At 30.9% G+C, this 11,975-nt stretch carries 12 protein-coding genes and 1 tRNA gene; 5 read left to right on the top strand and 8 right to left on the bottom strand.

The features are described from left to right. Positions 1–8: 8 nt before the first annotated feature. The 4 genes from DZ65_RS0108675 (at position 9) to amrA (ending at position 1,883) form a co-directional block, all read left to right on the top strand. Entirely contained in the window at positions 9–218 is a 210-nt protein-coding gene (locus DZ65_RS0108675; protein WP_024788232.1) for a DUF2905 domain-containing protein, read from the top strand. Next, a complete protein-coding gene (gene thpR / locus DZ65_RS0108670) occupies positions 215–685 on the top strand; it encodes an RNA 2',3'-cyclic phosphodiesterase (protein WP_024788231.1) in 471 nt (156 codons plus the stop codon). The genes DZ65_RS0108675 and thpR overlap by 4 nt, the downstream gene beginning before the upstream one ends. After that, positions 663–941: an EscU/YscU/HrcU family type III secretion system export apparatus switch protein gene (locus tag DZ65_RS0108665; protein ID WP_024791585.1), complete on the top strand. Its 279-nt coding sequence runs from the start codon at positions 663–665 to the stop codon at positions 939–941. The genes thpR and DZ65_RS0108665 overlap by 23 nt, the downstream gene beginning before the upstream one ends. A 372-nt stretch (positions 942–1,313) precedes the next feature. Continuing rightward, positions 1,314–1,883: an AmmeMemoRadiSam system protein A gene (amrA, locus tag DZ65_RS0108660; RefSeq protein WP_024791584.1), complete on the top strand. Its 570-nt coding sequence runs from the start codon at positions 1,314–1,316 to the stop codon at positions 1,881–1,883. A 62-nt stretch (positions 1,884–1,945) separates the two neighbouring features. Here amrA and DZ65_RS0108655 read toward each other — a convergent pair whose 3' ends face one another. The 4 genes from DZ65_RS0108655 to DZ65_RS0108640 form a co-directional block, all read right to left on the bottom strand. Further along, positions 1,946–2,782, bottom strand: a complete 837-nt coding sequence (locus DZ65_RS0108655; protein WP_024791583.1) for a hypothetical protein — start codon at positions 2,780–2,782, stop codon at positions 1,946–1,948. Continuing rightward, the gene (locus DZ65_RS0108650) at positions 2,770–4,335 is read right to left on the bottom strand and encodes a diguanylate cyclase (protein ID WP_024790317.1); all 1,566 of its coding nucleotides are present in this window, start codon (positions 4,333–4,335) and stop codon (positions 2,770–2,772) included. The genes DZ65_RS0108655 and DZ65_RS0108650 overlap by 13 nt, the downstream gene beginning before the upstream one ends. Continuing rightward, positions 4,335–6,023 carry a dihydroxy-acid dehydratase gene (ilvD, locus tag DZ65_RS0108645; RefSeq protein ID WP_024791582.1) on the bottom strand — a complete coding sequence of 563 codons (1,689 nt, stop codon included), beginning with the start codon at positions 6,021–6,023 and terminating at the stop codon, positions 4,335–4,337. Before ilvD ends, DZ65_RS0108650 begins: the two co-directional genes overlap by 1 nt. Before the next feature lie 62 nt (positions 6,024–6,085). Continuing rightward, the gene (locus tag DZ65_RS0108640; RefSeq protein WP_024788225.1) at positions 6,086–7,777 is read right to left on the bottom strand and encodes an ABC transporter ATP-binding protein; all 1,692 of its coding nucleotides are present in this window, start codon (positions 7,775–7,777) and stop codon (positions 6,086–6,088) included. 25 nt (positions 7,778–7,802) lie between these two features. Between DZ65_RS0108640 and DZ65_RS11565 the strand changes: the two genes are divergently transcribed. Then, positions 7,803–8,534, top strand: a complete 732-nt coding sequence (locus tag DZ65_RS11565; protein WP_084021944.1) for a glycerophosphodiester phosphodiesterase family protein — start codon at positions 7,803–7,805, stop codon at positions 8,532–8,534. On the opposite strand, the gene DZ65_RS0108630 is transcribed toward DZ65_RS11565, so the two are convergent. From DZ65_RS0108630 to DZ65_RS0108615, 4 genes are all read right to left on the bottom strand, one after another. Beyond that, positions 8,485–8,560, bottom strand: a tRNA-Ala gene (locus DZ65_RS0108630). The genes DZ65_RS11565 and DZ65_RS0108630 overlap by 50 nt on opposite strands. 31 nt (positions 8,561–8,591) lie before the next feature. Continuing rightward, the gene (locus tag DZ65_RS0108625; RefSeq protein ID WP_024791580.1) at positions 8,592–9,008 is read right to left on the bottom strand and encodes a thiamine-phosphate pyrophosphorylase; all 417 of its coding nucleotides are present in this window, start codon (positions 9,006–9,008) and stop codon (positions 8,592–8,594) included. Then, a complete protein-coding gene (locus DZ65_RS0108620) occupies positions 8,998–9,723 on the bottom strand; it encodes a Bax inhibitor-1/YccA family protein (protein WP_024791579.1) in 726 nt (241 codons plus the stop codon). The genes DZ65_RS0108625 and DZ65_RS0108620 overlap by 11 nt, the downstream gene beginning before the upstream one ends. Before the next feature lie 49 nt (positions 9,724–9,772). After that, positions 9,773–11,947 (bottom strand): tetratricopeptide repeat protein, encoded by a 2,175-nt coding sequence (locus DZ65_RS0108615; protein ID WP_024791578.1) that lies wholly within the window; start codon positions 11,945–11,947, stop codon positions 9,773–9,775. Positions 11,948–11,975: the final 28 nt, after the last annotated feature.

The following is an 11,975-nucleotide window of genomic DNA, read 5'->3' as shown; positions in this document are numbered from 1 at the left end:
GGCTTTTTATGGCAAAAATATTTATTTTTATTGGAGTGATTTTTATAGTTATAGGCCTTATTTTATATTTTTTTAAAGATTTTCCGCTGTTTCATCTGCCGGGTGATATTGTAATTCAAAAAGAAAATTTTAGTTTTTATTTTCCTATAACTTCTTCAATTATTATTTCAATTGTTTTAAGTGCTGTTTTTTATATCATATCAAGGTTTATGCATTGAGACTGTTTATTGCAACACCTGTTAATCTGCCGGTTTATCAGACTATTAAAAACGATTTTAAAGATGTGATTGATGGCAAATGGGTGGAAGGTTGGAATTTACATTTAACTCATAAATTTATAGGGGAAGACGAACCGGAGAAATATAAAATTAAATTGAAAATGCAAAATGGAAAATGGAAAATTAATGGGATAAATCTATTAAAAAATAAAATTTTATATTTGCAAGTTGAAGGAAATGATTCAATAAACAGAGAAATAAATAAAAAATTTAATCTAAAAAACGATAAACCCTTTTTAGCTCACATTACACTTTGCAGAATTAAAAACATAAAAGATAAAGATAAATTAAAAGAAAAAATACAAAAATGGCAACATATTAATTTTGAATTTCCGCTTGAAGTATACCTTTACAAATCAACTTTAACAAAAAAAGGCCCTATATATGAAAAAATTTACAAATACTAAAGCGGTAGCTCTTAAATATAAAGCTTATGAGCAAAACGCTCCAAAAGTTATTGCAAAAGGAAAAGGCGAAATTGCACAAAAAATCATTCAAAAAGCCAAAGAATTTGATGTGCCTCTTTTTCAAAATGAAGAACTTGCCGATATGCTTTTAAATATTGAAGTAGGAGAGGAAATACCTCCAAAAATGTATGAAGCTGTCGTGGAAGTTTTTATATGGCTTTATAAACTTGAAGAAAGGGCACAGCTTAGTAAATAAAAAAGTTCCAAGTGCCGAGTAAACAAGTTCCAAGTGGCCAAGTTTTAAGTGAAAGACACTGACTAAATAATGAAAAAGTAAAAATATGACAGCGTAGCGGAATTTAGCGAAAATTTTGCGTTTAAAAAATTGCACCGAACCCTTAGGGCCTGCGTAGCTGTTTGCAATTTTTAGCAAAATTTGAGCGGTGCGTTAGCAAAATGAAGCTCTGAAGCTGTCATATTTTTATCTTTGTAGTTATCCTTGTATATTTTACCATTTAGTCAGTACCTAAGTGAAAAGTTAAAAATAAGCTTTGCTCATCTGGCTGATAAAAAAGCGGCCACGATGAAAAGTGTAGAATTTTGGTAAAATAATAAAAAAGGAGGGGAAATGGAAGATTTAAAAATTTTATCAAAAATTGCAAGACTTTCAATTTTAGAAGAATTTGAAGGCAAAAAATTAATTGATAGAGACGAATGGTTAAAAAAATATCCTTTTTTGGCTGAAAAAAGAGCCTGTTTTGTAACTTTAAAAAAGAAAAATCTGCCAAGAGGCTCTAACCTTAGAGGGTGTATAGGTTCAATTTTACCATACAGACCTTTAATAGATGATGTAATTGAAAATGCAAAATCAGCAGCTTTTGGCGACCCAAGATTTGAACCATTAAGAGAGGAAGAATTCGATGAGATTGAAATAGAAGTAAGCGTACTTACTATCCCGGAAAAACTTGAATATGAAGATGTAAACGATTTAAGAAATAAAATCAGACCGGGCGTTGACGGAGTAATTTTACAGCTTGCAAACAATCAGGCGACATTCCTGCCAAGCGTATGGGAAGAGCTTCCAAATTTTGATCTGTTTTTTGCACATCTTTGTATGAAAGCCGGACTTCCTGGAGACTGTTTAAATTATCATCCGGTAATATACAGATATCAGGCAATAGAAGTTAAAGAGGATTAATTTTTCTTCTTTTTTGCAGACAGAAGATAAAACACAAAAATAATAGAAAATTTTTTTAAAAATCAAAAATTAGATTTGTTATATAGTTTTACAACTAAAAAAGAGATAATTATTGCCAAAATCAGCCTGATAGAAATCAATATCCATATGCTTGCCCCAAAAATGGCAAAAAGGGCGGTATCTTCAATAACCGAATGACATATCATTAAAAAAGTTCCGATAAACAGTATATCTTTTTTTGAGAGTTTTTCTTTTTCTTTAATCAATATTCCTGCCCCGTAAGTTATTCCGAGAATCAAACCTGTTACAATTGAAAAATGTGAACTTATATTTTTATCTTTAAAAAATTTAGCTTTTATAAAATCCATAAAGATTATGATAACTGAGATTAAAACAATAATTTTTAATGCAAGTATTGAAGCATTATAAACAGAATGCAAAAGCATATCAAAAAAACTGTTATAGTGACTTACTTCAATATTTTTTGAAACTACCGCATCATTTAAATGAAAATTAAATAATTTAAATATATAAACAGCCAAGGTCGCAACGCTTATTCTTAAGATAGTTGAATACCAAACAGAAATTCCAAGTTTTTTCATTATTGCATTTTCAACAGGCAAAGCATGAGCAATACCCATAAAAAGCCCAAGGGCAGTCCATTCATATGGACTGAGATTCAAAGGTGCGGCAAATGCAATCCCGGCATAAATATTAAAAAGCAACCCGGCAGCCAGACTCAAAGCGAGCTTATCATCAAAGCCTAAAATAAAAGTAAAAGGTTTAAACAAAAAAGATATATGTTCTAAAACATGAAAATAGATTAAAACATCAGCCAAAATATAAAAAGGAATAACAAGTTTTATTATAACTAAAGCTGTTTTTATTATACTTCCCACCTGTTTTTACCGTTTCTTTTTGCTATATACAGTTTTTCATCCGCCCGTTTTATCGTATCAAACAAATTGTTGTCAGTTTCGTAATTTAATTCGCTTATTCCGATGGAAACGCTGACACTTATCTCTTTTTCGTCATTTATTTTTATTTTTTTATTTTCTATGGCTTTTCTTAATTTTTCAGCAATTTTAACGACTTCTTTTAATTTAACATCTTCTAAGATTATTACAAACTCTTCCCCTCCGTAACGTATAAAAATATCATTTTTTCTTAAAATCTGTTTTACAATTTCTCCTATTTCGCTTAAAACCATATCCCCTACATCATGTCCGTATGTATCGTTTACTTTTTTAAAATCGTCTATATCAAATATTAATACCGAAACCTGTTTTTTTAATGTTTTGTATTTCAAAAAGAGTTCATGCTCTTTTTCTTCTAAAAACCTTCTGTTAAATGCACCGGTTAAAATATCTATATAAGCTTTGTTGTAATATTCTTCTTTTTTTGAGCGTAAAATATTTATAAATGCTTTTATTTCCTTTGCAGCGTCTATTATGGCTTTTTGATGTACGTTTATTTCATTTCTTACTTCAAAAGTTTTAGGAAGTTTGTCAAACTCCTGATTTTTTAACAACTTTACATAAATATCTGTTTTATTAAGCTCTTTTATAATATAATTTAACATTCTAAAATAAAAAAACCATCCCATAAACATTATTAATACAAATATAAAAACATAACCCAAAATATGTACCACAATATCTTTAAACATTATTTCATTTCTATCGGCCAAAATTATTTTTCCCAGTTCGTTTCCGAAATAGTCTTTTAATTCAATTTTAGTAATAAAATATTTATTTTCTTTTATTTTATCCCCTAACAATCTGTATTTATTTTCAATTAAAGGGCATTTTTTATAACTTTTATAAAATTTCGGCATTAAAAAAAATTTAAGCAGTCTGTCATTTAAAAAAATTGATATTTTTTTAACACCCAAAAGTTTAAATCTGTTTATTAAAAAATCTATCTTCTGAGCGAAAGAAACACTGCCCACAATTTTTGAATCAACCTCTATTGGAAAAACGGCCCTGAGTCCAGGATATTTTGCGCAAATATAATAAAAAACGTCTCCTTTTTTTGCAGTTTCTATATTTAAAATATCAAGTCTTTTTTTTGAGGCGTCAAACATTTTTGTATTGTCGTTTGGAAAATCCAAAAAATTAACAGCGGGATATTTAAAAAAATGAAGCTCTTCAATAAGATTTTTTTTATTCATAATATTAAAAAGTGGTGCAAATTCATTATAAATTAAATTAGGATTATTTTCTTTATATGCTTTTTTAACCAAAGGAGAATTGGCAAAATATTTGGCTAATGAATAGAGATAATCTTTGTTTTCTTTTATTATAAAATTATATTCTTTTATCCTTTTTTGATGAATAACCTCATTCATTTTGGCTTTTGCATAATTTATAAAATCAAAAACAATAAAAAAAAGCAGTATTGTACTTGTAAGAAAAACAAAAGAAGAGAAAATAAAAAAATATTTTTTCACTAATCCGCTTTAAGTATCGCCCCGTTAGCAGCGTTTGTAACAAGGGCACGGTATTCCCTTAACCATTTTCCTGGCACCTCTTTTTTAATAGGAATGAATTCTTTTTTTCTTTTTTCAATTTCTTCATCGCTTAATTTTACATTTATAGAAAAATTATCGGCATCAATTTCTATAATATCCCCGTCTTTCAAAAGTCCAATCATTCCGCCCTCTGCCGCTTCAGGACTTACATGCCCAACACTGAGCCCCCTTGTGGCACCTGAAAATCTACCGTCAGTTATAAGAGCGACTTTGTCTCCAAGCCCCATACCCATAATAAGGCTTGTTGGTGCCAGCATTTCCTGCATTCCGGGTCCGCCTTTTGGTCCTTCGTATCTGATTACGACAACATCTCCTTCTTTTACTTTTCCGCCTGTAATTCCGTCAATTGCCTCCTGTTGGGAATTAAAGCATACCGCACGGCCAGTAAATTTTCTGCTTCCGATAATTCCGGCTGTTTTAATAACACACCCTTCCTCTGCAAGATTACCGAATAAAACGGCAAGCCCGCCTACTTTACTAAACGGTTTTTCAACAGGTTTAATTATAGAATAATCAAGAACCTTCGCATCTTTAATCCTGTCGGCAACACTTCCGCCTTCAATTACAGGATTATCAGTGTAAAGTATTACATCGCTTCTTTTTGAAATTTCTTTCATAACGGCACTGATCCCGCCGGCTTTATTAATATCTTCCATATGAACTGTCTGAAGTGAAGGGGAAATTTTTGCGATATGGCTTACATGTTTTGCGATTTCATTAATTTTAGCCAAATCAAAATCAACTCCGGCTTCTTTTGCAATTGCCATCATATGCAAAACCGTGTTTGTGCTTCCTCCCATTGCCATATCCACAACAAACGCATTATGAACCGCTTTTTCGTTGATAATATTTTTTATTCTATACTGTTCATAAAGTTTTTCGTCTTTTGCAATTTCGCAGATTCTTCTGGCTGCAAGTCTTAGAAGTTCTTCCCTCTCAGATGTAAGAGCGGGAACAGTTCCGTTTCCTTTAAGGGCAAGTCCCATAGCTTCCATTAATGTATTCATAGAGTTGGCTGTAAACATACCAGAACAGCTTCCTCCCCCCGGACATGCATTGCATTCCAATTCGTATAAAGTATTTTCATCAATTTCACCTTTTTCAAATTTACCAAGACCTTCAAATACTGTAGCAAGGTCAATCGGTGTTCCGTCTTTCATATGCCCGGCTCTCATAGGTCCGCCTGTCACCACAATAGTAGGCACATTTACCCTGAGTGCCCCCATAACCATTCCCGGAGTTATTTTATCACAGTTTGGAATACAGATAAGCGCATCAAATTTATGAGCATTCATCATGGTTTCTACTGAATTTGCAATAAGCTCACGGCTTGGCAGAGAATAAAGCATACCGTCGTGCCCCATTGCAATACCGTCGTCTACACCGATTGTATTAAATTCAAAAGGCACACATCCGTTTTTTCTAATTTCATCTTTTACAATTTCCGCATATTTATTTAAAAAAAAGTGCCCTGGAACTACTTCTATAAAAGAGTTTGCAACGGCAATAAAAGGTTTTTCAAAATCTTCATCTTTAAGTCCTGTAGCTCTGAATAAACTTCTGTGAGGAGCTCTGTGCCATCCTTTTTTTACTTCATCACTTCTCATTTTATGTCCTTTTTTTCCTTGTATTTTAACACTTTAAGCTAAAAAATGCAAAAAATATAAATTTAAGAAACTTTTATAATATTTCTTTCTTTTACCATTAAAATTTCATCCGCTTTTGCAATTGTTTCAGCCCTGTGGGCAATAATAATTGATGTTCTTTGTTTTAAAAAATTTTCTATATTTTTAAAAACCCTGTCTTCTGTGTCTATATCAAGGGCTGAGGTGGATTCATCCAAAATTACAACTTCGGGTTTAAAAAGAATTGCCCTTGCTATTGCAACCCTCTGCCTTTCCCCGCCGCTCAGTTTCACTCCGTTTTTACCTATAAACGTATCCAGTCCTTTTGGAAGTTTATTTACTACATTTAAAAGCTCTGCTTTTTTTAGGGCTTCTTTGATTTCATCATCGCTAAAATTTTCACCCAGAGTCAAATTAAATCTTAATGTGTCATTAAAAAGTTTAGTTTCCTGCAAGATTAAGGCCACATGTTTTCTTATTTCATTTAAACCTATCTCTTTATAACTTACACTGTTATATAAAATATCTCCCTTATCAGCCACCAAAAGTCCTGAAATAATTTTTGCAAATGTAGTTTTCCCGCCTCCGCTTGCACCAATTAATGCCGTAATCTTAAAAGGATTTATTTTCACGTTCACATTTTCCAAAATCTGAATCTCTTTATATTTAAAATATAAATTTTTTGTTTCAATAGTAACTTCTTTACTAAAAGGGTTCTTTTGATGCTCATAAACAGGCTCTTTTTTAAGTTCAAACAATTTATTTATCCTCTCAAGTGCCGCTTTTGCACTGAAAAAAGAGTACTGAATATTTATAATTTCCTGAATAGGGCTCATCATAAACCACAGATAACTGAAAACCGCTATCATCATACCGATACTTAAATCATCATATGCAACCGCCAAAATTCCGGCAGCCCTGAATATTTCATATCCCACCAAAAACATTAAAAAACTCATTTTGTTAAAAGCTTCGCTTTTGTAGCTGAACTCAAATGCTTTTTTCTTCATCTCCCCCGCCAGTAAAAACAGTCTTTTAAAGAAAAAATTTTCTTTATTGTATGCTTTTATCTGGTCAAACAGTTCCAGAGTTTCTATTAAAGTTTCCTGAAACACAGAAATTGTTTTATTTTGGGAAAGTTTATATTTTTTAACTTTTCTGGCCAGTTTTCCTGAAAAAACAACAACAAAAGGATTAAGCAAAAGTATAAAAAGCCCAAGTTTTAAATTAATACTTAGTAAAACTACAGCGACTCCAATCAGCGTCAAAAATGAAATTACAAATTTCGAAACCGATTTTATTAAAAAATCCTCCAGAGTATTTACATCGCTTATAAGTCTGCTTGCAATATCCCCCGTTTTTAAATTTTCATATTCATTAAGGGAAATTCTTTTTAAATGCTCAATTACCCTCAACCTTATTTTATAAGTTATATCTTTTGTTATTTTTTCAAAAAAAAATGCCTGGGCTATATTCAAAAACATAAAAGAGCCCCTTAATATCAGCACCGCAAACAAAGTTATCATCACATAACAAAACGGATTGCAATTCCCGAAACGGTTAATAAAATCTATCCACCAGCCACCTTTATGGAGTAATACCTCATCAATTAAAAGAGGCATTAAAAGTGGTATAGGAATGGAGATAAGTGTAGCCAAAAGTGCTATAATTTGAGCAGTAATAAATTCTTTTTTATATTTTTGAATTTCTTTTAATATTTTTTTAAATGTAAGCAAACCAAGCCTTTTTTAAGGAATTATAATGAATTTTTTCGATAATTTTAATAAACCTCATATTATAGGTGCCCACAGAGGATTAAGCGCTTTGTATCCGGAAAATACGTTAAATGCGTTCAAAGCAGCTAAAAACAACGCCGATTTTATAGAATTTGACGTTACATTTACAAAAGACAATCAAATAGTTGTAATACATGATGACACAATTGACAGAACCACAAACGGCAAAGGGGAAGTTTGCAAATTTACACTGAAAGAATTAAAAAATTTTACAATATATCCTGATGAAAAAATACCAACACTTAAAGAAACGTTAGAATTGTGCAAAGAAATGAATATGCCTGTAAATATTGAACTGAAAAAAGTATTTAAAAATGAACCTGTCTTTTTGGAAAAAGTATTAAAATCTATAAAAAAATTTGAATTTGAAAATAAAGTGTTAATTTCAAGTTTTGAACACAAATATTTAAGATTTTTTAAACAAAACAATATTTCCACCGCAGCACTTTTTGAGAAGCCTTTTTCAATGGAATACTTAAAAACATTAAACATAGATTCAATCCATATTTCAAAAAAACTGGTCACAAAAAAATTTTTAGAAAAATTAAAAAAATACAGAGTTTTAGTATATACAATGAATTCTAAGAATGAAGCCAATAAACTGTTTTCAATGGGAGTTTACGGAATTTTCAGTGATTATGGATATTTGGTGGAGACAACGGGACTCGAACCCGTGACCCCTACGCTGCCAGCGTAGTGCTCTACCAACTGAGCCATGCCCCCTTCTAAAAATTAAAAGTATAAAATGAAAAGTTTAATTATTTTTATTTTTTAACTTTTCACTCTCTATTAGAGAGAGTATTTCTTTTTCGTAATTATACAATAAATATCTCGCTTTTTTAAACTCTTCTGATAAATTAACATCAAATAATTTAAAAATCTCTTCTAAAACCCTTGCACTCTCCTGGCTTCTTTTTAAATTGGAAATAATTATCTCTTTTAAGTCTTTACGGGTTAGCTCATCTTTTATGGATTTTTTTAAAATATCCTCTGCTGAATCTCTGTATTTTATATATTTTTCATAATCAGGAATTTTAATATGTCTAAGCTCTTTTAGTTTAAAAGCAATGGGAGAAGAAAATTCATATCTTAAAATATCCTCAACCACCCTTATACCTTCTTTAAACCTGTTTATATTTGCATCAATGCTTCGATACAAATTATTCTTCATTATTTAAAAATCCTAAAATCTGAAGAAGTGATATAAACAAGTTTAGAAAATCAAGATAAAGCGCAACGGCAGCCTCTATTTCACTGCTCACATTTCCCCTTATTATATTTTGAGTGTCAAATAAAATAAACATACTAAACAAAACCGCCCCTACACTTGCAATTATTAATTGAAGCATAGGCAGATGTAAGAAAATATTGGCAATACTTGCGACTATTAAAACAATTAATGTAATAAAAAGCATTTTCCCCATAGTGGTAAAATCTTTTTTTGTATTCATTGCAAAAACAGTTAAAGCACCGAAAGCAACAGCGGTTAAACCGAACGCCTCTCCAATTACATAGCCCATATTTCTTGCTACATAAACAGCCAAAGTTGGGGCTAATGTAAACCCTGTCATAAAAGTAAACGCAAAAAGTAAAACCAAATTAAGCGGTGTCTTGTTTTTCGCCGCCAATAATCCAAAAAGCAAAACAAATTCCAAAATTACAGAACCCCAATATGTAAATGTAAGCCCTCCGCTTATCGGGTTTATCATATTAGATACAAAGCCCATACCTACATAAGCACCGAGCGCCCCGGCAATTAAACTTCCGGCTAAGAGTTGATATGTTTTTTTGACAAAAACATTAATATCTTCTATTGCATGATTTGTTTCATTTGTGATAGTTTTATTAAAAAGCCCTTGTTTAAAATCGCTTGAACTAAATTTCATTTTACCTCCTCAGTTTTATTTTATAAGATTTTATTATATATTGATGAATTTAGTATGAATTTGGAGGTTTTATATTAAAATCGAAATATTTACTCTCAAAACCGTCAGGAATTTTTGAATACTGAATTCTTGCTGCCCTAATGTTATTGGCTTCCTGCCATAAAAGTCCAAGTCCGTATCTTGCTTCTGAATATGTTGGGTTTTTTAATTTTGCAAGTTCCATTAAAGCTACTGCATTTGCATGATGATTGGCACCTATTCCCGCAACTGCAGCCTGGTATAGTGTAAAAGGATCGTCTACATTTTTGTTATTGATTAAATCATTGTAAATAACATAAGATTCTTCAAAATGTTTGGTATACAGATTTGCAAAAGCAAGCCTTTTTAAAAGAGGTATAACATCAAAATTTTCTATTTTAGCTTTTTTTTCTAAATCAAACCTTACCTTGTTTAAAAGTCCGGAAATTTTGGCAAATTCAAAATACCAGTCTCTCACAACTTTAGCACCGTAATAAAAATCATTCATATCCCAGTTTTTTTCCAGAAACAGACTCTGAAAATTAAGAGCTAATTTTTTAACACTTAAATTTTTATTCTCAGCATAAAAATAGAGTAAATTTGCAATAATATCCCTGTTAAACATACTTTTTAATTTTAATGCTTCATCAAGATAATTTTCATTTAAAACAGCTTTACCGGCAAGTTTTGCCAAAATCCACAGAGGATTTGGCTTTTCGTTTTTTTCCAAAAATGCGGCTATGCCCACGGTATTATTGTTTATTAAAGAAATAAGCCCATATTCCAAAACATTTTTGCCGTTTAAATCCTCTTTTAGAGAAGCAAGTAAATTAGAATCGTCTCTGCCTGTTTTTCTAACTGCCATAAGTGCATAAATACCGCTTAGCATATCACCTGGATTCAAATGATAGGCCCTTAAAAAATGAAAATAGGCTTGTTTGTAATCCCCAAGCTGCGCATAAGTCAAAGCAAGATTATAATGCAGAATATAAGAAGTGTCCCTTTTTTTTATAAGTGTCTGAAATTTTTTATTCGCCAGATAAATATGCCCGTTTAGAGCTAATTTTATTGCTTTTGAAATTTCCAAATTCAGCCCTGAATAAACAGCGCTTTTTGAAAGATATGAATTTGATTCTTCAATCGCCCCAATAGGTATCCCGGCAATTCCCTTTTTTAAATATGCAATAGTCTGGTTCAGGCTGTAAACCTTAAACGGGGCAAAATAAAAAAACAAATCGTAATAATCACTTTTTTTAGCTAAAAAACTGTTTTTAAACTCTTTTTGTGCCACTTTCACGTCAAACAAACTTGGTTTTAAATTTATTCGGATAGGATAAACATTGTTTTCATCGAAATTTTTAAAGAGTATTGAAGCTTCTTTAAATTCTGAAAGTTTTAAATCCACCAAAGCCAAGGCAAATTTGGCCTTTTTTTTATCTGAAATGGACAAATAATGTTTTGCCAAAGAATATTCACCTATTTCCGCCAAATCAAGACCTTTATAAAAAGGGGCCCTCTGAATATCCTGAGCTTTTATAAAATTATTATTATATTCGTAAATTGCGCTTAAAAGCCTTTGAGAATCTTCTCTGTAAGGAGTGTTCATTTTAAGAGCGGGAATCGCTTCTTGCTCATATCCCATATAATACATCACAAGGGCATAATAATAAGGATAACTTTTTGATTTGGCAATTTCAGGTAAAGTAATATATGCCAAATTTATATAATAATCAAAAAGTTTTTTATTTTTAAGCTTCAATGCACATACAGCAGCATTTATAGCACTCACAACCCTATTTTCTTTATTGTTTATCGCTTTTTGAAAAAATTTTAAAGCTTTATTAAATTTACCCTCTTTCATTTTAATCACACCGAGATTGTAATTTGAAAGAGACTGGGAAAAAGAAGAAACTTTATTCAATAATTCCAGGGCTTTTTTTTTCTGCCCGTTTTTATAAAGAATTGCGGCTTTTTTAATTATTGTTTTAAGGGTGTCTTTTTGTATATGCTTTTTTTCAAGTTTTTTGGCAATTTCTGTAATTTCTTTATTTTCAATATTATTTTCTTTTTTCTTTTTTATTACTGCAAAAGTCAAAACCAAAAGCAGTATTAATGCAATTAACAAAAGAATAATGATAATTAAAAAATATTTCTTTTTTTTCTTATTGTCTTCTTCAATGATTATTACATTTTCTTCTTCCGCCACTTATTACCTTTAAATGTTAAGTTTTGAA

This window comes from Lebetimonas sp. JS032 (assembly GCF_000523315.1).
Lineage (GTDB): Bacteria > Campylobacterota > Campylobacteria > Campylobacterales > Nautiliaceae > Lebetimonas.
This window is presented reverse-complemented; position numbering and strand designations above follow the sequence as displayed.

Bases quoted from the DNA above. Each gene is read 5' to 3' on its own strand.
- DZ65_RS0108675 (WP_024788232.1), top strand. From the start codon at position 9: ATGGCAAAAATATTTATTTTTATTGGAGTGATTTTTATAGTTATAGGC.
- DZ65_RS0108665 (WP_024791585.1), top strand. From the start codon at position 663: ATGAAAAAATTTACAAATACTAAAGCGGTAGCTCTTAAATATAAAGCT.
- amrA (WP_024791584.1), top strand. From the start codon at position 1,314: ATGGAAGATTTAAAAATTTTATCAAAAATTGCAAGACTTTCAATTTTA.
- ilvD (WP_024791582.1), bottom strand. From the start codon at position 6,023: ATGAGAAGTGATGAAGTAAAAAAAGGATGGCACAGAGCTCCTCACAGA.
- DZ65_RS11565 (WP_084021944.1), top strand. From the start codon at position 7,803: ATGAATTTTTTCGATAATTTTAATAAACCTCATATTATAGGTGCCCAC.
- DZ65_RS0108625 (WP_024791580.1), bottom strand. From the start codon at position 9,008: ATGAAGAATAATTTGTATCGAAGCATTGATGCAAATATAAACAGGTTT.
- DZ65_RS0108620 (WP_024791579.1), bottom strand. From the start codon at position 9,723: ATGAAATTTAGTTCAAGCGATTTTAAACAAGGGCTTTTTAATAAAACT.